At 72.1% G+C, this 25,338-nt stretch carries 22 protein-coding genes and 1 pseudogene; 11 read left to right on the forward strand and 12 right to left on the reverse strand.

Going from position 1 to position 25,338, the window contains the following annotated elements; genetic code table 11:
- Positions 1 to 4: 4 nt before the first annotated feature.
- A complete protein-coding gene (locus AC3IYJ_RS11745) occupies positions 5 to 982 on the reverse strand; it encodes a carbohydrate kinase family protein (protein ID WP_489401249.1) in 978 nt (325 codons plus the stop codon).
- A gap of 133 nt (positions 983 to 1,115) precedes the next feature.
- Between AC3IYJ_RS11745 and AC3IYJ_RS11750 the strand changes: the two genes are divergently transcribed.
- Positions 1,116 to 1,340: a hypothetical protein gene (locus AC3IYJ_RS11750; protein ID WP_489401250.1), complete on the forward strand. Its 225-nt coding sequence runs from the start codon at positions 1,116 to 1,118 to the stop codon at positions 1,338 to 1,340.
- A gap of 88 nt (positions 1,341 to 1,428) precedes the next feature.
- Positions 1,429 to 2,916, forward strand: coding sequence for a hypothetical protein (locus AC3IYJ_RS11755; protein ID WP_489401251.1), 1,488 nt, complete (start codon positions 1,429 to 1,431; stop codon positions 2,914 to 2,916).
- A gap of 114 nt (positions 2,917 to 3,030) precedes the next feature.
- On the opposite strand, the gene erpA is transcribed toward AC3IYJ_RS11755, so the two are convergent.
- Positions 3,031 to 3,387, reverse strand: coding sequence for an iron-sulfur cluster insertion protein ErpA (gene erpA / locus AC3IYJ_RS11760; RefSeq protein WP_214949940.1), 357 nt, complete (start codon positions 3,385 to 3,387; stop codon positions 3,031 to 3,033).
- Positions 3,388 to 3,762: 375 nt separating this feature from the next.
- On the opposite strand from erpA, the gene nadA reads away from it, so the two are divergent.
- Positions 3,763 to 4,962: a quinolinate synthase NadA gene (nadA, locus tag AC3IYJ_RS11765; RefSeq protein ID WP_384663078.1), complete on the forward strand. Its 1,200-nt coding sequence runs from the start codon at positions 3,763 to 3,765 to the stop codon at positions 4,960 to 4,962.
- Between the two features lie 129 nt (positions 4,963 to 5,091).
- On the opposite strand, the gene AC3IYJ_RS11770 is transcribed toward nadA, so the two are convergent.
- From AC3IYJ_RS11770 to AC3IYJ_RS11780, 3 genes are all read right to left on the reverse strand, one after another.
- On the reverse strand, positions 5,092 to 8,229 hold the full coding sequence (locus AC3IYJ_RS11770; protein WP_489401252.1) for an efflux RND transporter permease subunit: 3,138 nt from the start codon (positions 8,227 to 8,229) through the stop codon (positions 5,092 to 5,094).
- A gap of 187 nt (positions 8,230 to 8,416) precedes the next feature.
- Entirely contained in the window at positions 8,417 to 9,166 is a 750-nt protein-coding gene (locus AC3IYJ_RS11775; RefSeq protein WP_489401253.1) for a response regulator, read from the reverse strand.
- A gap of 94 nt (positions 9,167 to 9,260) precedes the next feature.
- Complete coding sequence (locus tag AC3IYJ_RS11780; protein ID WP_489401254.1) at positions 9,261 to 10,082, reverse strand: adenosylcobinamide-GDP ribazoletransferase; 822 nt, start codon at positions 10,080 to 10,082, stop codon at positions 9,261 to 9,263.
- A gap of 70 nt (positions 10,083 to 10,152) precedes the next feature.
- On the opposite strand from AC3IYJ_RS11780, the gene AC3IYJ_RS11785 reads away from it, so the two are divergent.
- Entirely contained in the window at positions 10,153 to 10,923 is a 771-nt protein-coding gene (locus tag AC3IYJ_RS11785) for a hypothetical protein (protein WP_489401255.1), read from the forward strand.
- 70 nt (positions 10,924 to 10,993) lie between these two features.
- Here AC3IYJ_RS11785 and pspAA read toward each other — a convergent pair whose 3' ends face one another.
- Positions 10,994 to 11,272, reverse strand: coding sequence for a PspA-associated protein PspAA (gene pspAA, locus AC3IYJ_RS11790; protein WP_489401256.1), 279 nt, complete (start codon positions 11,270 to 11,272; stop codon positions 10,994 to 10,996).
- Positions 11,273 to 11,285: 13 nt separating this feature from the next.
- Positions 11,286 to 12,080 carry a PspA/IM30 family protein gene (locus tag AC3IYJ_RS11795; RefSeq protein ID WP_489401257.1) on the reverse strand — a complete coding sequence of 265 codons (795 nt, stop codon included), beginning with the start codon at positions 12,078 to 12,080 and terminating at the stop codon, positions 11,286 to 11,288.
- Between the two features lie 246 nt (positions 12,081 to 12,326).
- Between AC3IYJ_RS11795 and AC3IYJ_RS11800 the strand changes: the two genes are divergently transcribed.
- A complete protein-coding gene (locus AC3IYJ_RS11800; RefSeq protein ID WP_489401258.1) occupies positions 12,327 to 12,935 on the forward strand; it encodes a DUF3043 domain-containing protein in 609 nt (202 codons plus the stop codon).
- Between the two features lie 38 nt (positions 12,936 to 12,973).
- Complete coding sequence (locus AC3IYJ_RS11805) at positions 12,974 to 13,717, forward strand: class I SAM-dependent methyltransferase (RefSeq protein WP_489402784.1); 744 nt, start codon at positions 12,974 to 12,976, stop codon at positions 13,715 to 13,717.
- A gap of 90 nt (positions 13,718 to 13,807) precedes the next feature.
- Here AC3IYJ_RS11805 and AC3IYJ_RS11810 read toward each other — a convergent pair whose 3' ends face one another.
- Positions 13,808 to 14,020, reverse strand: coding sequence for a hypothetical protein (locus AC3IYJ_RS11810; RefSeq protein WP_489401259.1), 213 nt, complete (start codon positions 14,018 to 14,020; stop codon positions 13,808 to 13,810).
- A gap of 111 nt (positions 14,021 to 14,131) precedes the next feature.
- Here AC3IYJ_RS11810 and AC3IYJ_RS11815 point away from each other — a divergent pair, with 111 nt between their 5' ends.
- The 5 genes from AC3IYJ_RS11815 to AC3IYJ_RS11835 all read left to right on the forward strand — a co-directional run bounded on the left by AC3IYJ_RS11815 (position 14,132) and on the right by AC3IYJ_RS11835 (position 20,511).
- Positions 14,132 to 15,361: a bifunctional adenosylcobinamide kinase/adenosylcobinamide-phosphate guanylyltransferase gene (locus tag AC3IYJ_RS11815; protein WP_489401260.1), complete on the forward strand. Its 1,230-nt coding sequence runs from the start codon at positions 14,132 to 14,134 to the stop codon at positions 15,359 to 15,361.
- Between the two features lie 85 nt (positions 15,362 to 15,446).
- Positions 15,447 to 16,508, forward strand: a complete 1,062-nt coding sequence (gene cobT, locus AC3IYJ_RS11820; RefSeq protein ID WP_489401261.1) for a nicotinate-nucleotide--dimethylbenzimidazole phosphoribosyltransferase — start codon at positions 15,447 to 15,449, stop codon at positions 16,506 to 16,508.
- Positions 16,509 to 16,592: 84 nt separating this feature from the next.
- Positions 16,593 to 18,509, forward strand: a complete 1,917-nt coding sequence (locus tag AC3IYJ_RS11825) for a phosphatidylglycerol lysyltransferase domain-containing protein (RefSeq protein WP_489401262.1) — start codon at positions 16,593 to 16,595, stop codon at positions 18,507 to 18,509.
- Positions 18,506 to 19,252: a hypothetical protein gene (locus tag AC3IYJ_RS11830; RefSeq protein WP_489401263.1), complete on the forward strand. Its 747-nt coding sequence runs from the start codon at positions 18,506 to 18,508 to the stop codon at positions 19,250 to 19,252. The genes AC3IYJ_RS11825 and AC3IYJ_RS11830 overlap by 4 nt, the downstream gene beginning before the upstream one ends.
- A gap of 29 nt (positions 19,253 to 19,281) precedes the next feature.
- A complete protein-coding gene (locus tag AC3IYJ_RS11835; RefSeq protein WP_489401264.1) occupies positions 19,282 to 20,511 on the forward strand; it encodes a sensor histidine kinase in 1,230 nt (409 codons plus the stop codon).
- A gap of 33 nt (positions 20,512 to 20,544) precedes the next feature.
- Here AC3IYJ_RS11835 and AC3IYJ_RS11840 read toward each other — a convergent pair whose 3' ends face one another.
- From AC3IYJ_RS11840 to pelF, 4 genes and pseudogenes are all read right to left on the reverse strand, one after another.
- Positions 20,545 to 21,375, reverse strand: a complete 831-nt coding sequence (locus AC3IYJ_RS11840; RefSeq protein WP_489401265.1) for an endo alpha-1,4 polygalactosaminidase — start codon at positions 21,373 to 21,375, stop codon at positions 20,545 to 20,547.
- Positions 21,372 to 22,034: a spherulation-specific family 4 protein gene (locus tag AC3IYJ_RS11845; RefSeq protein ID WP_489402785.1), complete on the reverse strand. Its 663-nt coding sequence runs from the start codon at positions 22,032 to 22,034 to the stop codon at positions 21,372 to 21,374. Before AC3IYJ_RS11845 ends, AC3IYJ_RS11840 begins: the two co-directional genes overlap by 4 nt.
- Positions 22,035 to 22,102: 68 nt before the next feature.
- The gene (locus tag AC3IYJ_RS11850) at positions 22,103 to 23,632 is read right to left on the reverse strand and encodes a hypothetical protein (protein ID WP_489401266.1); all 1,530 of its coding nucleotides are present in this window, start codon (positions 23,630 to 23,632) and stop codon (positions 22,103 to 22,105) included.
- Positions 23,629 to 25,153 (reverse strand): annotated as a pseudogene (gene pelF / locus AC3IYJ_RS11855) (GT4 family glycosyltransferase PelF). Before pelF ends, AC3IYJ_RS11850 begins: the two are co-directional and overlap by 4 nt.
- Between the last annotated feature and the right edge of the window lie 185 nt (positions 25,154 to 25,338).

A 25,338-nucleotide genomic window follows, 5' to 3' on the forward strand; every position in this document is an offset into this window, starting at 1 on the left:
GCGGCTACGCCGGGAGGTGGGCGCGGACCTCCGCCGCGGCCGCCTCGCCGTAGGCCTTCGTGAAGCGCTCCATGAAGTGCGCGCGGGCCAGGGTGTACTCCTGGGTGCCCAGCGTCTCGATGACCAGCGTCGCCAGCATGCAGCCGACCTGCGCCGCGCGCTCCAGGCCGACGCCCCAGCCCAGACCGGTCAGGAAGCCGGCGCGGAACGCGTCGCCGACGCCCGTCGGGTCCACCTTCGCGGTCTCCTCCGGGCAGCCGACGACGATCGGCTCGTGGCCGACCCGGTCGATCCGGACGCCGTTCGAGCCCAGCGTGGTGACGCGCGTTCCGACCTTCGCCAGGATCTCCGCGTCGGTCCAGCCGGACTTCGACTCGATGAGGCCCTTCTCGTACTCGTTCGAGAAGAGGTACGTCGCGCCCTCCATCAGGGTGCGGATGTTCTCGCCGTCCATGCGGGCGATCTGCTGCGAGAAGTCCGCGGCGAAGGGGATGCCGCGCGTGCGGCACTCCTCCGTGTGGCGGAGCATCGCCTCGGGGTCGTCCGCACCGATCAGGACGAGGTCGAGGCCGCCGACGCGGTCCGCGACCGCCTTCAGCTCGATCAGGCGGGCCTCGCTCATCGCGCCCGTGTAGAAGGAGCCGATCTGGTTGTGGTCGGCGTCCGTGGTGCAGACGAAGCGCGCGGTGTGCAGCACCTCGGAGATGCGCACGGAGTTGGTGTCGACGCCGTGCCGGTCCAGCCAGGACCGGTACTCGTCGAAGTCGTAGCCGGCGGCGCCGACCAGGATCGGGCGGGTGCCGAGCTGCCCCATTCCGAAGCAGATGTTCGGGCCGACGCCTCCCCGGCGGACGTCGAGGTTGTCGACGAGGAAGGAGAGGGAGACCGTGTGCAGCTGATCCGCGACCAACTGGTCGGCGAAGCGGCCCGGGAAGGTCATGAGGTGGTCGGTGGCGATGGAGCCGGTGACTGCGATCCGCACGGGGTGAATGCTCCTGCTCGGGAGGGCAAGGGTGACAGTCAAAGCTACCCGGTCGGCGGCGATTGACCGACCGGCCGAAACTACCCCGTAGTAGGGCTTTCTTCGCCCGCATTGGCGTGTCTACCGTGCCCCCATGACCTATACCGATGGCTTCGGGTACGCCGAGACGGCCCAGAACACCGCCGACGCTCGGCCCGGTTTCGCACGGCTGCTGGGCGATTGCGCCCGGATGGCCCCGCATTGGACGGTCCCCGCGGACCCCCGTCCGGACCGGGTGGCGCCCTCTCAGATCCACGGGATCCGCGTCCCGGCGGCCTCGGCCCGGCTGATCGCCTCCACGGCCGCCTACGGGGATTAGGGCCTGTCAGAACATCGGGGGAACCGGATCCGCGTCCGTTCCGTCACATCCGCATCAGCACCGGCGGGACGGGCTAAGGAGCGATGCGGTGACCAGCGAACAACCGGGCACATCCGATACACCACAGGCCACGCGGCGACGGCCGGCCTGGGCCGTCGGCGCGATCGCGGCCGCCGTCCTCGTCACGGGCGGCGGCACCGCCTACTGGGCGTCGACCGCCCACGGCGAGGACCGTCCGGGCGGCGACCGTACGGACTCCTCCGCGGCCTCCGCGCCCCGCGTGGCGCCCACCCCGCCCGGTCCCGGCATCGCGCCCGGCGAGCCCGATCCCTCCGGCGGCGGGGTCACCTACGCGGCGGACGTCCGGCTCCCCGACGGTCCGGCCACCGCGCCCGCCTTCGCCGCGACCGGCGAGGTGACCTCCGCCGACGTGGCCCGCCTCGCGGCGGCCCTCGGCATCTCGGGCGCGCCGCGCCGGAGCGGGGAGATGTGGCAGGCCGGGGAGACCGCCGACGGGTCCGGGCCCCGGCTCACGGTGAACTCCAAGGCCCCCGGCACCTGGACCTTCTCCCGCTTCCAGGTCGGCGGCACCGGGGACGACTGTCAGCGCGGCAAGGACACCTGCGGTCCGGCCACACTTCCCGAGGGCCTCGGCCAGGGCTCCGCCCAGAGCGGGCAGGCCCCGGTCGGCAAGCCCCTCTCCGAGGAGGCCGCCAAGGCCGCCGCGGCGCCCGTACTGGCGGCCGTCGGCCAGAGCGGCGCCAAGCTGGACGCCCGGCTCGTCCAGGGCTCGGTGCGCGTGGTGAGCGCCGATCCGGTGGTGGGCGGGCTCCCCACCCAGGGCTGGTCCACCAAGGTCGGCATCGGGGCGGACTCCCAGGTGGTGTCGGGCAGCGGCGAGCTGACCCTCCCCGTACGGGCCGCCGCCGAGCAGCCGGTGATCGGCGCCGTCGACGCGCTGGCCCAGCTGAACAAGAGGTCCGCGGGCCCTTCGGACGGCACGGGCCCCGGCCCCAGCGGCTGCGCCACGAGCATCCCGCTGGCTCCGGACACCGCGGTGGGCGCCACGGACACGCTGCCCTGCAACCCGGAGCCCCGCCCGATGAAGCCCCCGCGCACGGAGTCGGTACGGGGCGCAGTGCTCGGGCTGGTTCCCGGCACGGTGGGCGGGGCCCGGGGTCTGGTTCCGGCCTGGCTGTTCGAGGTGGCGGGCAAGGACGGCGCGCCGGGTCACACGGTGGCCCAGCCCGCGTCCCTGGTCCAGGAGAGCGCGCCGGGCACGGCGCCGCCCGCTCCCCCGGCCGGGAAGGCGCTCACGGTGCCCGGGTTCTCGTACTCCGAGGCCGACCGGACCCTGACCGTGAACTTCTGGGGCGGGGTGTGCAGCACCTACGCCCTGGAGGCCCGGGAGCAGTCCGACTCGGTGCTGGTGAAGATCACCGACACTCCGAACCGGCCGGGTCAGGCCTGCATCATGCTCGCGCAGGAGATGACGGTGACGGCACGGCTGCAGCAGCCGCTCGGCGACCGGAAGGTGATCGACGCCACGACGGGCAAGCCGATCCCCCGGCAGTAGCCGTCGGGGCCGGAGCATGCCGGATCCGGGCACGGTCCCGGCATGCTCCGGGCATACGGGAGGGGCCCGGCGGGTCGGATTCGACCGCCGGGCCCCTCCCGTCGTCCTACAGGTTTAGCTGAAGGAGTCACCACAGGCGCAGGAGCCCGTGGCGTTCGGGTTGTCGATCGTGAAGCCCTGCTTCTCGATGGTGTCGACGAAGTCGATCGACGCGCCGTGGAGGTACGGGGAGCTCATCCGGTCGGTGACGACCTTGACGCCGTCGAAGTCCTTGACGACGTCGCCGTCGAGGGACCGCTCGTCGAAGAAGAGCTGGTAGCGCAGGCCCGAGCAGCCGCCGGGCTGGACGGCGACGCGCAGCGCCAGGTCCTCGCGGCCTTCCTGCTCAAGCAGGGTCCTGACCTTCTCGGCGGCGGCGTCGGACAGGAGGATGCCGTCGCTCACAGTGGTCTTTTCGTCCTGTACGGACATCTGCATTCACTCCCGAAGTGGGCGGCTCCCCACTCCAAGGCGGGGAAACGTCGGACTCTTGCCGTCGGTGGCAACGAGCGGGACCGCGGTTTCATTCCGGGACCCGACGCTTGTTTCAGAAATTCCATGCTCGCACACCGCGCGAGGGGGGCGAGCCCTTGGCGGGGGCGGATCGCTGGTGGAGCCCGGTCGGACCCCGGTCGGACGTCGGCCGCACCTCGGCCGCACCTCGGGCGGACCCGGGGCGGGCGAATTCGTCACATCGACACTATCGGCATCGTCAAAGTGACGTGAAGCGGTTATGATAGATAGCGTCAAATAGACGAGAAGTAGAAGCCGATGGCTTCAGAAGTCCCTTGTCGCAGAACAGAAAGGGTGCGTGTCGTGACCACCGCCCAGCCTTTGGACAACCAGCCCTTGGACGTCCAGCCGACGCCCCTTGCCCTGCTGCTGCTCGGCCGCGAGGCCGACCCCAAGAGCGAGCGCGGGGTGGAGTGTCCCGGCGACCTGCCGTCGCCGTCGGACCCCGACCTCGTGGCGCGCGCCCGCGCGGCCAAGGAGAAGCTCGGGGACAAGGTCTTCATCCTCGGCCACCACTACCAGCGTGACGAGGTCATCGAGTTCGCCGACGTCACCGGCGACTCCTTCAAGCTCGCCAAGGACGCGGCCGCCAAGCCGGAGGCCGAATACATCGTCTTCTGCGGCGTCCACTTCATGGCCGAGTCCGCGGACATCCTCACCTCGGACGACCAGAAGGTCGTCCTGCCCGACCTCGCCGCGGGCTGCTCGATGGCCGACATGGCCACCGCCGAGCAGGTCGCGGAGTGCTGGGACGTGCTGACCGAGGCCGGCATCGCCGGCACCACGGTGCCCGTCTCGTACATGAACTCCTCGGCCGACATCAAGGCCTTCACCGGCAAGCACGGCGGCACGATCTGTACGTCGTCCAACGCCAAGAAGGCCCTGGAGTGGGCGTTCGAGCAGGGTGAGAAGGTGCTCTTCCTCCCGGACCAGCACCTGGGCCGCAACACCGCCGTCCGCGACATGGGCATGTCCCTGGACGACTGCGTGCTCTACAACCCGCACAAGCCGAACGGCGGCCTGACCGTCGAGCAGCTGCGCAACGCCAAGATGATCCTGTGGCGCGGCCACTGCTCCGTGCACGGCCGTTTCTCGGTGGATTCGGTCAACGACGTGCGCGCCCGCATCCCCGGTGTCAACGTCCTGGTCCACCCCGAGTGCAAGCACGAGGTCGTGGCGGCCGCGGACTACGTCGGCTCCACCGAGTACATCATCAAGGCGCTGGAGGCGGCCCCGGCCGGCTCCAAGTGGGCCATCGGTACCGAGCTGAACCTCGTGCAGCGCCTGGCGAACCGTTTCGCCGCTGAGGACAAGGAGGTCGTCTTCCTCGACAAGACGGTCTGCTTCTGCTCGACCATGAACCGCATCGACCTCCCCCACCTGGTGTGGACCCTGGAGTCCCTGGCCGAGGGCAACCTCGTCAACCAGATCCAGGTCGACAAGGAGACCGAGAGCTTCGCCAAGCTGGCCCTGGAGCGCATGCTCGCGCTGTAGCGGCGCGGGGCCGCGCCGGGCCCGCGCCGGGCCGCGCGCGAAGCCCCGTACACGCCCGGACACGCCAGAAGGGCCGCCCCTCCGTTCGGAGGGGCGGCCCTTCTGCGTCGGGCAGGACGCCAGTCCCGGTCAGACCTTGACCGGAGCCCCGTCCGCCGAGTCCGCCGGAGTGACCGGGGACGGGACCACCGTCAGGCGGGCCCTCTTCTTCACGCCGCGGCGCTCCTTGAAGAGCTCGAACATCGTGTAGAGCGTCGGCACCAGAAGCAGCGTCAGCAGGGTGGAGCTGATCAGGCCGCCGATGACGACCACCGCGAGCGGCTGCGAGATGAAGCCGCCCTCGCCCGTGACGCCCAGCGCCATCGGGAGCAGGGCGAAGATCGTCGCCAGTGCCGTCATCAGGATCGGGCGCAGCCGGTGGCGGCCGCCCTCGATTACCGCCTCGACGACTCCGTAGCCCTGGGCGCGGTACTGGTTGACCAGGTCGATCAGGACGATCGCGTTGGTCACGACGATGCCGATGAGCATCAGCATGCCGATCAGCGCCGGAACGCCCAGCGGAGTGCCGGTGACCAGGAGCAGGCCGAGGGCGCCGGTGGCCGCGAAGGGGATGGAGACCAGCAGGATCAGCGGCTGGACCAGCGAGCGGAACGTCGCGACCAGCAGCATGAAGACGATCGCGATGGCCGCGAGCATGGCCAGGCCCAGGTCTCCGAAGGCCTTGCTCTGGTCCTGTCCGACGCCGCCGATGGTGGCGGTGGCGCCCGCGGGCAGGTCCAGGGCCTTGATCTTCGTCTGGAGCGCGCTGCTGACGGCGCCGGTGTTGTCGCCGACCGGCTTCGCGGTGATGGTGGCGGCGCGGGCGCCGTCGATCCGGGTCATCGAGACCGGGCCGGGCACCTCCTTGACCTCGGCGATGTCACCGAGCTTGACCGGGCCGACCGGCAGCGCCTGCAGCTGGGCCAGGGTGGTGGCCGGCTGCGCGGACTTGATGACGATGTCCCGCTCGGTGTCGTCCAGTACGGCCTTGCCCGCCGGGTTGCCCCGTACGGCCTGGGCGACGATCCCGCCGAGCGCGGCCTGGCTGATGCCGAGTTCCGCCGCCTTGGGGGTCGCGGTGACCGAGATGCGGGGCACGGACTGGGACAGGTCGCTCTGGACGTCGGTGACGTCCGCGAGGGTGGCCACCTCCGCGCGGACCTGCTCGGCGGCCTTGGCCAGGACGCCCGCGTCACCGGCCTTGACGACGACGCTGAGGTTCTGGCTGCCGAAGCCGCCGCCCGCCGAGATGCTGGTGTCGCCGATGCCGTCGAGGCCCTTGAGGGTGCTCTCGATGCGCTTCTTGACCGCCTCGGAATCCTTCGAGTCCTTCAGGGTGACCTGGTACGAGGCCTGGTTGGAGCCCGTACCGCCGCCGAAGGCGGCCATGAACCCGGAGGAGCCGACGGTGACCTGGTAGTCCTTGACGCCCTCGGTGTCCGCCAGGGCCTTCTCCACCTTGCGGCTCGCCTCGTCGGCGGCGGCCAGCGAAGTGCCGGGGGTCAGCTGCTGCTTGACGGTCAGGACTTCCTGGTCGCCCTGGTCGAAGAAGTTCGTCTTGAGCAGCGGGGTCATGCCCAGCGTCGCGACGAGCACCACCACGGCCACGACCAGGGTGGTGATCCTGCGGCGGGTGACCAGGCCCAGCGCCCGGACGTAGAACTGCTGGAGCTTGCTGCGCGACTCCTTCTCCTCGGCCTCGCGGCGCGCCTTCTCGGCGCTCGCGGCGTCCCCGGCGCTCACGCCCTTGGGCGCCCGCAGGAACCAGTACGAGAGCACCGGCACGACCGTCAGGGAGACGATCAGCGAGGCCAGCAGGGCCGCGGTGACGGTGATGGAGAACGGGCCGAAGAACTGGCCGACCATGCCGCCGACGAAGGCGATCGGCAGGAAGACGGCGACGGTGGTGAGCGTGGAGGAGGTGACCGCGCCGGCCACCTCCTTGACCGCGGCAATGATCGCGCTCTGTCGCTCCTCGCCGTAGCCGAGGTGGCGCTTGATGTTCTCCAGGACCACGATCGAGTCGTCGACGACCCGTCCGATGGCGATGGTGAGCGCGCCCAGCGTCAGCATGTTCAGGGAGAGGTCGCGGGTCCACAGCACGATCAGCGCGAGGACCACGGACAGCGGGATGGAGACCGCGGTGACCAGGGTCGAGCGGATCGAGCCCAGGAAGACCAGGATCACGATCACCGCGAAGACCAGGCCGAGCAGGCCCTCGGTGGTCAGGCCCGAGATGGACTTGGCGACGGCCGGGCCCTGGTCGCTGACCACGGTCAGCTCGGCGCCGGAGCCGAGGGTGGAACGCAGCTCGGGCAGCTTGTCCTTGACGGCGTCCGAGATGGCGACGGCGCTGCCGTCCTTGTCCATGGTCAGGACCAGGGAGAGGCTGGGCTTGCCGTTGGTGCGGGTGATGGAGACCGCCTTGGCGGACTCCTGCTTCACGCTCGCCACGTCGCCGAGGCGGACGGCCGGCTTGCCGGGTCCGGCGGTCAGGCGCAGGTCTTCGAGCTGGGCGAGCGAGGTGTAGCCGGAACCGACGCGCACGGTGCGGTTCTTGCCCGCCTCGTCGAAGGAGCCGGCGGGGACGGTGGCGCCGCCCGCCGTCAGGCCCTGGGCCAGGGCCTGACCGTCGAGGCCGGCCGCGGCGAGCTTGGCGGCGTCCGGGGTGACGGTGACCTGGAGGTCCTGGACCCCGTTGACGGTGACCTGGCGGACCCCCGCGATGTCCTGGAGGACGGGGACGACCGACTTGTTCAGCTGGTCGGCGAGGGCCTGCTGGTCCTTGTCGGAGGTGACGGCCAGGACCACGGTCGGCATGTCGTCGGTGGAACCGGCGACCACCTGCGGGTCGACCTCGGAGGGCAGCCGGACGCGGGCCCGGTTGACGGCCTGCTGGACGTCGGCGACGAGCTGCTTGGTGCCGGTGTCGCCGTAGTCGAAGGTCGCCATGATGAGGGCGTTGCCCTCACTGGCGGTGGAGGTGATGCCGGTGAGTCCGTCGACGCCCTTGAGGGTGGCCTCGATCGGTTCGACGACCTGCTTCTCCACCACGTCGGGCGAGGCGCCCTGGTACGGCGCGAGCACCGACACCATCGGCAGGTCGATGGAGGGCAGCAGCTGCTGCTTGAGCTGCGGGATGGCTATGGCACCGAAGAGGAGCGCGACGAGCGACACGAGGCCGATCAGCGCCCTTTGGGCCAGGCTGAAGCGGGACAGCCGGAACATGGATATGAGGTCTCTCTGCAGTGACGTGGGTGACGTGCATGACGTCGACGAAGTCATGCCGACGGGCACCGGCGAGGGCGCGCGCGAAGGCTCCTAAGCCTTTCGTACGCACGGCGGGCGTACGTCGGCCCCAGGTCCCGTCCTGGCCCGCGGCATACCGCGTCCGCAGTAGTCGGTACTACTGCGCCTACTCCGCGCGGGGCCTGACTAGTCCCGATTCGTAGGCGATGACCACCAATTGGGCACGGTCCCGGGCGCCGAGTTTGGCCATGGCCCGGTTCACGTGCGTCTTGACGGTGAGCGGGCTGACCTCCAGCCGCCCGGCGATCCCGTCGTTGGACAGGCCCGCCGCCACGAGTACGAGGACCTCGCGCTCGCGTCCCGTCAGCGCGGCGAGCCGCTGCGCGTGGGCCGCGGCGGTGGCGGTGGTGCGGGTCTCGTCGCCGCCGCCCTGGGCGAGGAAGGTGGCGATGAGCCCTTTGGTCGCGGCCGGGGAGAGCAGCGCGTCTCCGGCCGCGGCGACGCGGATGGCGTTGAGGAGTTCTTCGGGCTCGGCGCCCTTGCCGAGGAAGCCGGAGGCGCCCGCCCGCAGGGCCGCGGCCACGTACTCGTCCACCTCGAAGGTCGTCAGCATCACCACGCGGACCCCGGCCAGTTCGGGATCGGCGCTGATCAGCCGGGTGGCGGCGAGGCCGTCGGTGCCGGGCATCCGGATGTCCATGAGCACGACGTCGGGCCGGGCCTCGCGCGCCATCTCGAAGGCCTGCGCCCCGTCGGAGGCCTCCCCGACGACCCGCATGTCGGGCTCCGAGTCGACGAGGACCTTGAACGCGCTGCGCAGCAGCGCCTGGTCGTCGGCGAGCAGCACCCTGATGGGCGGCGGAGCCTGGTCCGGGGCCCGGTCCGGAAGCTGTGCCTGGGGCGGGGTCTCTTCCACGGTGCGACCCTACGTCGTCCCGCGCGGCGGGATCCGGCAGGGCCGACCTGCCCCGGGGCCGACCCAGGACCTGTCCCGGGGCCTGTCCCAGGACCTATCCCAGGGCCAGGACCACAAGGACCGTCGTCGCGGACACCTCGGCCAGGGCTCCGAACACGTCCCCCGTGACCCCGTCGAAGCGCCGGACGCAGCGGCGGAGCAGGGCCTCCGCCACCAGCAGGGCGGCCAGCACCGCCGCCCCGTGCTGCGCGGCGGCGCCCGGACCCAGCGGCAGCGCGGCTGCGACCGCCAGGGCCACGGTGAGCACGGCGACGGCTGCGGCGGCGCCGCGCGGGAGGACTCCGGCGACCGCCGCGCCCAGCCCCTCGGGGCGGGCGGCCGGGACCCCGTCGCGGGAGGCCAGGGTCATGGCGAGGCGGGCGACGACGGCGGCGAGCACGGTGGCGAGGGCGCCCCGGATCCAGCTGTCGGCGTACACGTTCGCCACTGCCGCGACCTGGACCAGCAGCAGGAACACCAGCGCCACCACCCCGAAGGGGCCGATGTCGGACTGCTTCATGATGCGCAGCGCGGCGTCGGCCGGCTTGGCGCTGCCCAGTCCGTCCACCGTATCGGCGAGGCCGTCCAGGTGCAGGGCGCGGGTCAGGGCCGCCGGTACGGCGACGGTGACGGCCGCGGCGAGCAGCGGACCCGCGCCGCACAGCAGCAGGAGGACGCCGGGCACGGCCGCGAGGAGTCCCACCACGAGCCCGGCGAGCGGGGCGCAGGCCATCCCGGTGCGGGCGGCGGGGCGGTCCCAGCGGGTGATGCGGGCGGGCAGCACGGTGAGGGTGCCGAAGGCGAAGCGGACCCCGTCGAGGAGCGAGGCCCGGTCCGGGGGCGGCGTCAGGGGCGGGCCGTCGTACGAATCTGTCATCGGCGCGAACGCTACCCGCTCACCGCGAGCGGTAAGTTACCCATTACGGCCCAAATCGGGAGGTGGTGGCATGGGTCACTGGTGGTATCGCAACATTGTGGAGCCGGGGAAGCTCCCACTGCTCCTCGCCCTGGTCTCCTTCGTCCTGTCCTTCCTGGTCACCCGTGTGATCACGCGGCTGATCCGGGCGGGCCGGGGGCCCTTCAAGAACGTCACTCCGGGCGGGCTGCACATCCACCACGTGGTACCGGGCGTGATCCTCGTGATCATCGGCGGGTTCGGGGCGATCGGCAGCAGCCGGCACAGTTTCGGGGCGGGGGTGTCGGCGGTCATCTTCGGGCTGGGCGCGGGGCTGGTGCTGGACGAGTTCGCGCTGATCCTGCACCTGGACGACGTCTACTGGAGCGAGCAGGGCCGCAAGAGCGTGGAGATCGTGGTCCTGACGGCGGCGATCGTGGCGCTGGTGCTGGGCGGGTTCCTGCCGTTCGGGGTCAACGACCTCACCGCGGAGGAGAGGCACAGCCGCGGGCTGGTCGTCATGAACACGGCGACGAACTTCTTCCTCGCGCTGATCGCCCTGTGGAAGGGCAAACCGCGCACGGCGTTCTTCGGCACGGTCATCCCCTTCGTGGCGCTGATCGGCTCGATCCGGCTGGCCCGGCCCGGTTCCCCGTACGCGAAGAGGTTCTACGCCAACCGCCCGCGGGCCCGCGCCAAGGCCGGGCTCCGCGCCTTCCACCACGACCGCCGGTGGGCGACGCCGCGCCGCAAGTTCGAGAACTTCATCGGCGGGACCCCGGACCCGGAGCGCGCCTGCGACCCCGGCGGAAAGCCGCACTGAACGACGCGAGGGCCCGCTCCCCGGTGAATTCCGGGGGGGGCGGGCCCTCGCGTCACTGCCGTCGCTCGCGTCAGCCGGGGATCAGACCATCGTCGCTGAGCATCTCCTTGACCTCGTCCAGCGTCGCGTCCGGCGCGGGAAGGATCAGCTCGGACGGCTCCAGCGCGTCGTCCGGGAGCGGCTCGCCGAGCCGGCGCACCTCGTCGAGCAGCGCTCCCAGCGTGCGCCGGAAGCCCTCCTCGTCGCCGGACTCCATCTCCGCGAGCAGTTCGTCGTCCAGCTCGTTGAGCTTGGTGAAGTGGCTGTCAGCCAGCTTCACCTGACCTTCCCCCATGATGCGGACAATCATGACGGGCCCCGTCCTACTGCTTGTCGAACCGGTGCTGGGTCTGCGACGGCTGGCCATTGCCCGCGGCGCCGCCCTCGATGGCCTGCTGCTGGGCGGAGGGACCGCCGGCCAGTTCGGCCTTCATCCGCTGGATCTCCAGCTCCACGTCCGAACCGCCCGAGAGGCGGTCGAGCTCTGCCTGGATGTCGTCCCTGGAGCCGAGGCCGCTCTGGTCGTCGAGCGCGCCGGAGGCCAGCAGCTCGTCGATCGCGCCGGCGCGGGCCTGCAGCTGCGCCGTCTTGTCCTCGGCCCGCTGGATGGCGAGGCCGACGTCGCTCATCTCCTCGGAGATGCCGGAGAAGGACTCGGCGATCCGGGTCTGCGCCTGGGCGGCCGTGTACGTGGCCTTGATGGTCTCCTTCTTGGTGCGGAAGGCGTCCACCTTGGCCTGGAGGCGCTGCGCGGCCAGCGTCAGCTTCTCCTCCTCGCCCTGCAGAGTCTGGTGCTGGACCTCCAGGTCGCTGACCTGCTGCTGGAGCGAGGCGCGGCGGGACAGGGCCTCGCGGGCCAGGTCCTCGCGGCCGAGCGCCAGCGCCTTGCGGCCCTGGTCCTCCAGCTTGCTGGACTGGCCCTGGAGCTGGTTCAGCTGCAGTTCCAGGCGCTTGCGGGAGGTCGCCACGTCGGCGACCCCTCGGCGCACCTTCTGAAGCAGCTCCAGCTGCTTCTGGTACGAGTAGTCGAGGGTCTCGCGCGGGTCCTCGGCCCGGTCAAGGGCCTTGTTCGCCTTCGCGCGGAAGATCATCCCCATACGCTTCATGACACCGCTCATGGGCTTCGCGCGCCCCCTTCTAGACGGACTGTGCTCCAGGTCACCAACAAGACCCACAGTACGGGCCCTGCATCTATTACCGCACTGTTCGAGTACGGATGGGCTCCTCCTCCAGGACGACTGCTCCGCCGCCGTGTCAGGCGTAAGGAGTAGGTGCTTCCCTCACAGGTGCTCAACAGGAAGGACGCCCGCCGTTGCCGGATCGTTCCCCGCCGGGGTGGGGCCCGTGCCGACAACCACGTAGGCTTGGGTTTTGTGTTTGGTAGCCGCTCCTCCAAGGAAGAGAAGGCCGCCGCCACCGACAAGGTGAGCGCCGACCTCTCGCAGCCCCGTAACCCGCAGGCCCCGAAGGGCCGCCCTACGCCGAAGCGTGCTGTGGCCCAGTCGCAGCGCAAGGCCGTGGTGGCCTCGACCGGCAACCGCAAGGAGGATGCCAAGCGAGCCCGTGAACGCCGCCGGGTCGAGATGACCAAGCAGCGCGAGGCTCTCGCCAGTGGCGACGAGCGTTACCTGCCCAACCGCGACAAGGGCCCCGTACGCCGCTACGTCCGCGACTTCGTGGACTCCCGCTTCTCCGTCGCCGAGATGTTCCTGCCGCTGGCAGTGATCATCCTGGTGCTGAGCATGGTGCGCGTGCCGTCCATCCAGAACATCGCCCTGTTGCTGTGGCTCGGCGTGATCGCGCTGATCCTCGTCGACTCCGTCGGCATGTTCATCCGGCTCCGCAAGGCCCTGAACGTCAAGTTCCCCGACGAGCCCAAGCGCGGTGCCGTCGCGTACGGCCTCATGCGCACCCTCCAGATGCGCCGACTGCGCCTGCCGAAGCCGCAGGTCAAGCGCGGGGAACGGCCCTGAGCGGTTTCTCGGACGGAGCCCGGCTCTGGCTGGAGGGCCTGGGCGGGCTCCGCAACGTCGTCCGCCAGGAGCTCGTCGGCCGCCAGCTCGACGAGCAGATAGCGCACCGCTTCCCCGTCGGGCAGCGGCTGCGCGTCCTCGACGTCGGCATGGGCCAGGGCACCCAGGCCCTGCGCCTGGCCCGCGCCGGGCACAGGGTGACCGGCCTGGAGCAGGACCCGGGCATGCTGGCCATCGCCCGCGAGGCGCTGGCCGCCGAGCCCGCCGGGATCCAGGACCGCGTCCGCCTCATGGAGGGCGACGGCCGGGAGACCGGGGCGCACTTCCTGCCGGGCAGCTTCGACGTGGTGCTCTGCCACGGCGTGCTGATGTACGTGCCCGAGCCGGACGCCATGCTCGCCGGGCTCGCCCGCATGCTGGCCCCCGGCGGACTGCTGTCCCTGCTGGTGCGCAACGGCGACGCGCTCGCCATGCGGCCCGGCCTCGGCGGCGACTGGACGGCGGCGCTGGACGCCTTCGACACCACCGACTACACGAACCGGCTGGGCCTGGACGTGCGCGCCGACCGGCTGGCCGTGCTGACGGCCACCCTGTCCGGGATCGGCGCCCCGCTGCAGACCTGGTACGGCGTACGGGTCTTCACGGACGGCGCCGAGACCGGGGAGCCGCTCCCCGGGGAGACGGAACTGGAGCGGCTGCTCGCCGCCGAGGACCGTGCCGGGCGGACCGATCCCTACCGCGGGGTCGCGGCCCTGCTGCACCTGTGCGGCGTACGGGGCTGAGCCCGGACGTCAGGACGTGCCCGGAGCCCGGGTCCGCTCGCGGACCCGGGCTCCGTCGCATCCGCCGCCGCCGTCACCGGCCCGGCCGGGTCAGAGCTCGGCGGCCTCGCGCAGGCTCATCGTGTACAGCTGGACGCCGTTGTCGTCGGACAGCTTCACCTGCTCGGTGCCGCCCTCCAGCAGGTCCTTCCAGTACTCGCCGATCCACGACTCGGCGTCCCCCTGCGTGGTGAACTCCTCCGGAACCACCGACGGGCTCGCCTCACTGCCGTCCGCCGTCTCGAACCGCCACGTCCACGCCATGTCCGCCTCCGTTGCTCGTCCGCTGATCGCTGATCGCACGCTTCTCGTCTTGAGTGTGCCCAGAGAGTAGCCGGGCGCGCACCAGTCTCGGCGACGCGGGAGGATCATCCTGTGGAACTCACTCTGCTCGGCACCGGCACACCCGAAGGACTGCCCCGCCCCGGCTGTCCCTGCGCCGCCTGCGCGCTCTGCGTCGGCCCCCGGGCGCGCGCCGCCACGTCCGTGCTCGTCGACGGGGCGCTGCTGCTCGACCTGACCCCGGGGGCGGTGCTCGCGGGCGCGCGCGCGGGGCATTCACTGACCGCCGTACGGCAGGTCCTGCTGACCCACCCCCACGACGGGCCGGCCGTGGAGCTCCCGCCGGGGCTGCCGGCCGCCGGGCGGGTGCCGGACGGGCGCGAGCTCGCGGTGATCTCCGGACACCGGGTGCTGGCGGTGGCCATGGACTCGCCGGGCACCGGGTACGAGGTGACCGGCCCGGACGGGACCCGGCTGCTGTACCTGCCGCCGGGCGGGGCGCCGGCGGGAACAGGGGGGTCCCCCCGGACGAAGTCTGGGGGAGGCACGGCGCAGCGCCCGTACGACGTGGTCCTCGCGGACGTGCTCGGCCGGCCGGAGGCCCTGGGCCGGCTGCGGGCGAGCGGTGCGGTGGGCCCGGCGACGGACGTGATCGCGGTCCACCTGGACCACGACACCCCGCCCGGCGCGGAGCTGGAGCGCCGGTGCGCGGCCCTGGGCGCCCGGACGGTGACGGACGGCACGACGGTGTCCACCGGCGAGTACCGGCCGCTGCCCCGGGTGCCGCGCCGGACCCTGGTCCTGGGCGGGGCCCGGTCGGGGAAGTCCTACGAGGCGGAGCGACGGCTGGCCGGCTTCCCCGAGGTCGTCTACGTGGCCACGGGCGGCACCCGCGAGGGCGACGCGGAGTGGGCGGCGCGGGTCGGCCTGCACCGGGAGCGGCGGCCGTCGTCCTGGCGGACGGTGGAGACCTGCGAGCTGACGGAGCTGCTGGCCGAGGACGGGCCGCCGCTGCTGATCGACTGCCTGTCGCTGTGGCTGACGGACGCGATGGACCGGGCCCGGGCCTGGGACGACGCGGTCTGGGCCGAAGACGGCCGCAAGGAGCTGGAGGAGCGGATGGCCGAGCTGGTGGCGGCGGTCCGCGCGACCCGCCGCCCGGTGGTGCTCGTCAGCAACGAGGTCGGCTCCGGGGTGGTCCCCGCGACGGCTTCGGGGCGGCGGTTCCGGGACGAGCTGGGGCGGCTGAACGCGGGGGTCGCGGGCGAGTGCGAGCACGTGCTGCTGGTGGTGGCGGGCCAGCCGGTGGTCCTCAAGCAGTAACTCCCGCTCCGGACAGGCGGCGAGCCCCGTCCCGGAAGCGCCGGCGGGGCTGAGTATGCGGGGGCTCGGCTGTACGCTCTGGCAGATGACCATGCTGAATCTCGACGACTTCTCCGATCTGATCGAACGCCCCGACGGGGGCGTACGGCGTGATGCCGAGGAACGCCGTGAGCGGCTGGCCGTACCGGTCGGGGCGCTGGGGCGGCTCGACGAGCTCGCCGAGTGGCTCGCTGCCGCGCAGGGGCAGGTGCCGGTCAAGCCGATCGAGCGGCCGCGCGTCGTGCTGTTCGCGGCCGACCACGGGATCGCCGCCGAGGGGGTGTCCGTACGGCCCGCCGGCAGCGCCCACGAGCTGGTGCGGGCCGTGCTCGACGGGACGAGCCCGGTGGCCATCCTGGCCGCGCGGTTCGGCGCCTCCGTCCGGATCGTCGACGCGGGCCTGGACTGCGATCCCGACCTGCTGCCCCAGGAGATCACCAAGCACCGCGTCCGGCGCGGCAGCGGGCGGATCGACGTCGAGGACGCGCTGACGGCCGAGGAGGCCGCTGCCGCGCTGCGCCTCGGCATGCAGATCGCCGACGAGGAGGCCGACTCCGGGACCGATCTGATCGTGCTCGGGGACCTGAGCGTCGGCGGGACCACCGTCGCCGCGACGCTCGTCGCCGCCCTGTGCGGCACCGACGCCTCCGTGGTCACCGGCCGCGGCGGCGTACCCGTGGACGACCTGACCTGGATGCGCAAGTGCGCGGCCATCCGCGACTCGCTGCGGCGCGCCCGGCCCGTCCTCGGGGATCAGGTCGCCCTGCTCGCCGCCGTCGGCGGTGCGGACTTCGCCGCGATCACCGGATTCCTGCTCCAGTGCGCGGTGCGCCGCACCCCCGTCATCCTCGACGGGGTCGTCTCGGCGGCCTGCGGACTGGTGGCCCAGCGGGCCGCTTTCCGCGCCCCGGACTGGTGGCTGGCCGGTCAGGCCAGCGGAGAACCGGGGCAGGCCAAGGCCCTGGACCGGATGGCACTCAACCCGGTGCTCGACCACGGCGTCACAGTGGGAGAAGGAACCGGGGCGTTGCTCGCTCTTCCCCTCGTCCAGGCGGCCGCCGCACTCGCGGCGGAACTCCCTGAGCGAGTACAGGAACCGACGGAATGAGTCACCGGGGCCCGCGGTCCTGACCAGGCCGCGGTCCTCCGGACCGCCGAGCACGGACCGCAACGCCCCATATCATCGCTTTTTATGGGAGAGGTCCGTTTGACCAGCGCAGAGACCGAGCGGAAGACCGACCGGGGAACCGGTTCGGACCCGAACGGCAACGGCAAACCAGGGGGCGGCCGGGAATCCGGCCGCGACAACGGCGGGGAGAACGCCAAGGAGAGCCGCAGGGGCAGCGCCCGATCACGGCGCAGCGCCGCCTTCGCGGTGTGGTACCTGCGCGCCGTCACCTTCGTCAACCTGCTCAGCGCGGTGTGGGTCTCGCTCGGCCAGGACCTGCGCCGGCACAGCACCGCCGACTTCTACACCCCGTACCTGCTCACGGCGGGCTTCGCCTCCGCGGCCTTCTCGCTGCTGCTCACCGTCACCATGGGCCGCCGCAAACGCGCCGCGTGGATCTTGAACCTGGTCCTCAGCGGACTGCTGCTGCTGGCGTTCGCCATGGCCGCCGTCGCCTCCTTCACCCCTTGCTCGGGCGGTGAATACGAGTTCTGCTACCCGGAGTTCCGCGGCCACGCCCAGAACTGGGTGGCCTTCGCGCTCACCGTGCTCTTCGTCGGCGCCCTGCTGCTGGGCCGCCGGGAGTTCTACGCCAAGGGCGACCGCTCCAACCCCCTGCTGGCCAGCCTCGTCGCCTCCGTCGGCCTGCTGCTGACCTCGCTGGTCGCCGCCCTGATCGTCGGCGCGACCAACACCGACCCGGACGCCGCCGACGCCACCTTCCTGGCCCGCTGGCGGTACGGCGTGATGCGCCTGGTCACCCTGGCCCCTGACGACAAGACGTACAACTCGATCACCACCCCCGGCTGGGTGGACGTCGCCATCAACGTCATGTCCACGCTGCTGCTGCTCGCCGTGCTGTTCGCGGCCTTCCGCTCGCGGCGCGCCGTCGACCCCCTCACCGAGGAGGACGAGGACAAGCTGCGCGCGCTCCTCGCCAAGCAGGGCGACCGCGACTCCCTCGGCTACTTCTCGCTGCGCCGCGAGAAGTCCGTCATCTGGTCCCCCACCGGCAAGGCCGCCGTCACCTACCGCGTCGTCGGCGGGGTCTCACTGGCCTCCGGCGACCCGATCGGCGACCCCGAGGCCTGGCCCGGCGCCATCGAGCCGTGGCTGGCCGAGGCCCGCGAACACGGCTGGGTGCCCGCGGTGATGGGCGCGAGCGAGGAGGCCGGGCAGATCTACGCCCGGCACGGACTCGACGCCCTGGAGCTCGGCGACGAGGCGATCGTGGAGACCGCCGAGTTCACCCTGGAGGGCCGCGCCATGCGCACCGTCCGCCAGGCGTTCAACCGCGTCAAGCGGGCCGGTTACACGGTCCGCATCCGCCGCCACGCCGACATCCCGGCCGAGGAGATGGACGTACTGCTGCTGCGCGCCGACGACTGGCGCGACGGCGCGACCGAGCGCGGCTTCTCCATGGCGCTGGGCCGACTGGGCGATCCCGGCGACGGCCAGTGCGTGATGCTGGAGTGCTTCGACGGCAGCGGAGAACTGCGCGCCGTGCTGTCCTTCGTCCCGTGGGGACCCAAGGGCCTGTCGCTGGACCTGATGCGCCGCGACCGCGATTCCGAGAACGGTCTGATGGAGTTCATGGTCATCGAACTCCTGGAACGCTCAAAGGAGATCGGGGTCACACAGGTCTCACTGAACTTCGCGATGTTCCGTTCCGTCTTCGAGCGTGGGTCGAAGCTCGGCGCCGGTCCGGTGCTGCGCATGTGGCGCTCGCTGCTGAGCTTCTTCTCGCGCTGGTGGCAGATCGAGTCCCTCTACCGGGCCAACGCCAAATACCGGCCGATCTGGGAACCGCGGTTCATGCTCTTCGAGAAGAGTTCGGACCTGCTGCGGATCGGTATCGCGGCGGGCCGGGCCGAGGGGTTCCTGGAAGCCCCCGGCCTGCCGAAGTGGATGCACCGCAGACATCTGGAGAGCAAGCGTTGACCACTGCCTCACTGCGGCGGTTCGCCCGCCGCGAGTGGGGGCCCCTGTACTGGACGATCCGGGACGCGCTCGTCCACAAGAAGTGGCGGGCGATCCCGATGACCATCGGCGCGGTCTGCCTGACCTCGGTCTTCCAGATCGTGCAGAACACGTCATGGGGCTTCCAGCCGGTCCAGGACCTGGGGTCGGTCAAAGCCGTCGACCCGCTCTGGCTCGCCCTGCTGCGCACCCCCCTGTCGCTGTTCGTGCCCGCGCTGGACCTTCCGGTGTGGGGGGCGCTCGCCCAGATCCTGCTCGTCTTCGGGATCTCGGAGATCTGCATCGGGTGGTGGCGCACGCTGGCCATCGGCTACGTGGCCACCCTGGCCGGGACCACGTACGCGCGGATCGGGCTCTCGCTCGGCGCGGACCACCCCTTCGGCCTGCCGGACACGGACCGGATCGTCAACGACACCGGTCCCTCGGCGGCGGTGGTGGGGCTGGCCATCTACGTCTGCTGGCGCTACCGGGCGTACCTGACCGGCTCCGTGGTCATCGTGCTGATGACCGGCGAGCTGCTCTTCAAGGACAATCTGGCGGGCAAGGAGCACCTGGCGGCCATCGCCTCGGTGATGGCGCTGTGCTTCGTCCGCGCGAAGTGGGGCCCCGAGCGCTCCCGCACCCCCCTGGGCGTCCGGCCGCAGGCCGCTCCTCCGCCGGCGCCCCCGGCCCCGCCGCCGGCTCCTCCGGTTCCCCGGGGCTGAGAGCGCCCGCGGGGCCGTACCGTATCGGGGTGACGACAGAGCTCGGGCCGTTCGCCCGCACGCGGCGGTGGATGCGGGACCATCCGCTGGCCACCGATGCCGTACTCGCGCTCGGGGCGCTCGTCTCCATGGTCGTCGGGTCCTTCGCCAACCCGCACGGGGCCCACGGGCCGACCTTCGGGACGCGCACCCCCGCGACGTTCTCGCTGGTCCTCATGGTCTTCGGCGCGGCCGCCCTGGTGTTCCGGCGCAGGCGGCCCCGCGTGGTGCTGGCCGTGACGATCGGGCTCTCCCTGCTGGAGCTGACCACCGGGGAGCCCCGGGCGCCCGTCGCCATGTGCACGGTGATCGCCCTGTACACACTGGCCTCCCGCACCGACCGGCCCACCACCTGGCGGGTCGGCGTCCTGACCATGGCCGGGCTGACGGGCGTGGCCATGCTCTCCGGCCCGCTGCCCTGGTACGCCCAGGAGAACATCGGGATCTTCGCCTGGACCGGCATGGCCGCGGCCGCCGGGGACGCGGTGCGCAGCCGCCGTGCCTTCATCGACGCGATCCGGGAGCGGGCGGAGCGCGCCGAGCGGACCCGGGAGGAGGAGGCCCGGCGCCGGGTGGCCGAGGAGCGACTGCGGATCGCCCGGGACCTCCACGACGTGGTGGCCCACCACATCGCCCTGGTCAACGTCCAGGCGGGGGTGGCCGCGCACGTCATGGACAAGCGCCCGGACCAGGCGAAGGAGGCGCTGGCCCACGTCCGCGACGCCAGCCGGTCCGCGCTCAACGAGCTGAGGGCGACGGTGGGGCTGCTGCGCCAGTCCGGAGATCCCGAGGCGCCGACCGAGCCCGCGCCGGGGCTGGCGGTCCTGGACGACCTCGTGGACACCTTCCGCAACGCCGGGCTCCCGGTGAAGGTCATGGTGCAGCTGGGCCGGTCCGCCGACGACACGGCTCCGTTGTCCGCCGCCGTGGACCTGGCGGCGTACCGGGTGATCCAGGAGGCACTGACCAACGTGCGCAAGCACGCGGGCCCGGGAGCCGGCGCCGAGGTGAGCGTGGTCCGGGTGGGCGGTTCGGTCGAGGTGACCGTGCTGGACGACGGCGGTTCCCCGGCGGACGCGGCGGCCGAGCCCCCGGACGAGGGCGGCGGCCACGGCCTGCTCGGCATGCGCGAGCGGGCCGTGGCCCTGGGCGGCTCCTGCTTCGCCGGACCCCGCTTCGGGGGCGGCTACCGGGTGCACGCGATCCTTCCGCTGGGCTGAGGCCGGGGCGCGCAGAACGGCCTGGCGGCAGGCCTAGCGGCAGACCTCGCGCCAGACCCCCAGCTCGGACTTCTTCTGCAGCGAGCTGAGCTTGGCCTCACGGGCCTTGGGGCACCACTGCGCGAGCGGCTTCTCGTACTCCACGTGGAAGACGGCCTTGCCCGCCTTCACGAAGGGCGCGACCCGGTCGCACTCCTCGTACTGCATGCACTGCTCGTTGACCGCGAAGTCGAACTCCCCCACCAGCTGGGGGATCTGGTCCAGATCGTTCTTCAGCCCCACCGACAGGCCCCGGTCGTGCGCCAGCTTCGCGATCAGCCGGTTGTACTTGAGCTGGTCGTCGGCCGTGAGCGGGAAGCCGGACTTGTTGCGGTAGCCGTCCATGTTGTCGGGCTCCACCGCGTCGAAGCCCTTCTCCCGGCACATGTCGAACCGCTTGCCGATCAGCGGTTCCAGTTCGGCGAGCCGCCGGACGTCCAGCCAGCGCTCGCCCTCCCAGCCGTTGCCCTCCCCGCGCATCGACTGCGGGAACGCTTCGGCGTCCGGCCGGAAGTCCTCCCAGGCACCGGTGGACAGGTAGCAGATGGTCCGCCGGCCGGCCTTCTTCAACTCGGCAACCTGCTCCTTGGTCGTGGTGAACCCGTCCACGTCGTAGACGGCGGCCTTCACCGAGGTGTCGAGCTTCCCCGTGAGCTGCCACTGCCAGCTGACCCCGGGCGCGGGCTGCCAGCGCTCCCCCGGCGCCGGGGCGGGCGAGAGGTCGTCCGGCTGCTCCGCCTCCTCCTCGCCGGGGGACGAGGTACAGGCCGCGAGGAGCAGGAGCGGTACGAGGACCAGCAGGCGGCGCGGCGAGCGACGCTTCATCCGGCGGCCTCCAGGGCGTACGGCAGGGTCCCCCACGGGTGCGCGCCGGTCCCGGGGACCGCGCAGTGCACCCCCGCGCCCCGCTCCAGCGCCAGTTGCCCGGCGAGTTCGGCGGCGGGGGCGCCCGGCGGGACCGCGTACACGAGGTGGCAGAACCGCTGGGCGGGGTGGTCGGCGGTCCACGGCGGCGCCTCGGCCGCATCCCGGTAGGCGTCCCACGGCCCCTCGAAGGTGACGAGCAGGTCGGCGAGTTCGGCGTATCCGGGGTGCGGGTGCACTCCGTGGTTGAGGACGACGGTACGGGCCCCGGCGGCCCGGGCTGCGACGGCGAGCCGTGCGTAGTGCGGCAGGAACTCCGGTTCGGCGGCGGCCTGGTCCAGGAAGACTCCGTCGGTGGCGTACCAGTCGCGGTGGCGCAGCAGGTCCTGGACGACCGCGGCGTGCGGGCGGCGCCCGTAGTCGGTGTCGGCGTACCCCAGTACGGGCACCCCGGCGTCGCGCAGCCGCTCGGCGACGAGGGCGAACCGCTCGTCGGGGGCGTCACCCGGCCCGCTGTCGGGGTTGAGCACCACCGAGTGCAGCCGGCCCGCGGAGCGGATGAGCAGCTCCCAGTCCTCGGGCCGGTCGGCGGGGTGCTCGTAGAGGGGCACCAGCAGCATGTGGTCCTTCTTCTCGTGCGTGTCGTACGTTTTCAGGTGATTCGGCTTCGGCTCCACCGGCTCGACGTTCAGCGGTGGGCCGTCGCGCGGCCCAGGAGCAGGCAGACGAGCACGGCCAGCGCGAGGGCCGCGGCCCCGGCGACGACCACCTGCACGGCGCGCGGCTGCCCGATCCCCAGGAGCAGGGCCAGGCTCTGCGCGACGGCGGCCGAGGCACAGACCACCGCGGCGGGCCGCACCGCCCCGAAGGACTGCAGGAGCAGCCCGGTCCACATCACGGCGCCGAGCAGGAGCAGCGTGGCGACACGGACCCCGGTGAGGCCGGGCGCGCCGGGCCACAGCAGGGTTCCGGTGAGGCCCAGGACCAGGAGCACCCCGAGGTAGCAGGCCAGGCAGCGGGCCAGGGTGGCGAGCATCCGGAACCCGAACTGCCGGGGCGAGCGGGCCGCGCGCAGTCCCGAGAGGCTGCCGCTGCGGAACCGGTGGAGCAGCCATTCGGCGGGGCCCATGCTGAGGGTCAGGGCCACCGCCGAGGGGGCCGCCACGGCCTCGGCGGGGCCGCCGGCGAGGACCTCCCCCAGGGCCGCGTAGAGCACGAGGAGGCCGGTGCCCAGGCCGAAGACCCCGTAGGGGACGGAATCCCCGAGCCGGGGGCCGCGCGGGGCGTAGTCCTCTTCGGCGCCGCGCAGCATCTGCCAGCGGACCGGGCCCCGTTCGCCGGGGCGGCGCACGGTCCAGCCCTTGATCCGGAGCACGAGGGCCCGTACCCCGTCGGCCAGCGGCAGTTCCCGTACCGCCAGCGCGCAGGCAGCCAGCAGGGACACCACCAGCAGCAGGACCCGTACCGCGACGGGCAGGTCCGTGAAGAGGGTGAGCACCGCACCGGCGGCCATCGGCGCGAGCGCGGCGAGCAGCACCCGCTCCCGCCCGAGCACGAGCAGGACGGTGGCGGCCCCGACGTACAGGGCCTGACCGGCGGCGAAGGCGTACGAGAACGGCGGCCCGCCGGGAACCGACAGCGCGGCGGCGGTCCCCAGCAGCGCCCCGGCGGGCGCTCCGAGCAGCAGGGTCCGCCCGGCTGCGGCCCGGTCTCCCAGGCCCAGCCAGGAGTAGGCGCGGTGGGACAGGGTCTGGTCCCAGACCCAGCCGATGAGCGCCCCGGCGAGCAGGGTCAGCGTCCCGGCGGGCAGTCCCAGCCGGTCCTGGGGGCCCTCCAGCAGGGGGGCGCCGAGCAGGTAGGCCAGGCCGGGCAGGGCGAAGATCACCCCGCGCAGCAGGCAGGCGGTGAGGGAGACCTTCCAGGGGTCGGGGACGTGCTCGGGCTCCGGGAAGGCGCGCGGCACCCGGGCGTAGAGCTCCTCGGCGAGGCCGAAGGAGTCCGGGCGCCCGTAGGCGAGCCGGATGTGCTCGTCGGTCATCCCGTCGGATTCGAGGATGGCGGCGATCTCGTCGGGGTGGACGGCCGCGGCGATGAACCCGTCCAGGCGCTGCGCGAGTTCGTCCATCGGGTCGGCGGCCGGGGAGGCGCTGCGCCGGGGGCGCGGGATGGCGGGGAGGGTGTCCCCGCCGGGGACCTTGAGCCAGAGGGATCCGCTCACCACAGGCTCCCGTCGGCGGCCAGTTCCTTGTACCAGGGGTCGGCGAGCCGCTGGGTCCACTCGTCGCCCACGTGGACGGGAAGGACGGGCTGGCCGGCGAGCTCGCGGTAGATGTGCCGGAAGCCGTCCACGGACTGGTGGAGCGTGAACTTCTCGACCACCCGCTTGCGGGACATCCGGCCCAGTTCGGCGCGGCGTTCGTCGTCGCGGAGCAGGGCGAGGGTGGCGCGGGCCATGGTCTCGGGCTCGCGCGGCGGGACGACGAGGCCGGTGTCGCCGACGGCCTCGCGGACCCCGCCCACGTCGGTGGAGACGGTGGTGCGGCCGCAGGACATGGCCTCGATGATGGAGAAGGGGAAACCTTCGCTGATGGAGGAGAGCATCACTATGGAGCCGGCCGCGTAGGCCTTGGCCACCTCGGTGATGCGGCCCTCGTAGGAGATCCCGTCGGACACCCCGAGTTCGGCGGCGAGCTTCTCCAGCTTGAGCTTGTAGTCCTCGCAGCCGGCCGGGACCGGTCCGAAGAGGCGCAGCCGCAGGGCGGGCATCTCCTCGCGCATGAACGCGTAGGCCCGGACCAGGGTTTCGAGGTCCTTGATCGGATCGATGCGGCCGCACCAGCTGAGGGTGGGCACCTCCGGTTCGGGGCCGGCCTCGGGGAACGCGTGCGGATCGACGCCGTTGTAGACGGTCCGGATCCGCTCGGAGTCGGCGCCCCCGCGCTCCTCCCAGCGGCGGTTGTACTGGTTGCACGGGGTGATCAGGTCGGCCTGCCGGTATCCCTCGGTGTTGAGCTCCCGGTAGAAGCCGAGCATGAGGGCCTTGACGGGCCAGCGCTGTTCGGCGCTGCGGTAGCCGAGGTAGCGCTCGCGCAGGTAGATGCCGTGCTCGGTGAGGAGGAAGGGCACCTTGTCGAGGTACTTGGCGGCGAGCGCGGGGAGGGTGGCCAGTCCGCTGCTGACGGCGTGGGCGACGCTGTCGGGCGGTATCCGCACGGACAGCGGCCGCAGCGCGTGTTCCAGCAGGTCGGTGGCGGTGAGCGCGTCGTGGATGGTGGGCTCGGCATCGGCGGTCAGGAGGCCGGGGCGGGTCCAGACGTTCATCAGCAGGCGCAGGACCGACTCGGACCGCAGGGCCGGGGCGAGCGCCGGCCCTCGCCAGCAGGGCCAGTTCGCGCAGGGATTCGGAGAACCCGCGCGATTCCCCGACGGGGTCGGGGTCGAGCAGGGAGAGCAGGAAGGTCTCGTAGATCTCGGTGAAGCGGCGCTGCGCCCTGCCCCGGAGACCGGAACGGAGTCTGCGGGCCGGCGGGGGCCCCCAGAGCGGAACGGCGGTGTGGCGGTAGACGTTGCGCGGCAGTTCCCAGGTGACCGGCTCGCGTCCCGAGCCGGTCAGGGCTATGACGTTGAAGTCGACCTCCGGCATACCGCGGACCAGTTGGTCGCACCAGGTGCTGACGCCCCCGTGGACGTGCGGGTAGGTGCCTTCGGTGAGCATGGTGACATGACGCCCATGGCTCATGCGGTGTGTCCCCCCAAGGACGTGAAAGGGGCCGGCGCCCGTGGTTCGTGCCGCGGAGCGCCGGCGCTAGGTGGTGCGTGTGGCTTGCTCGGACGTGCTGCCCGACGGTCGGGTCAGGTACCCCGTCGGGGCAGTACGCCGTCAGGGCAGGTACGTCGTTGTGGCAGGTACATCGCTAGGGCAGG

This window comes from Streptomyces sp. GL_140 (genome assembly GCF_057834465.1).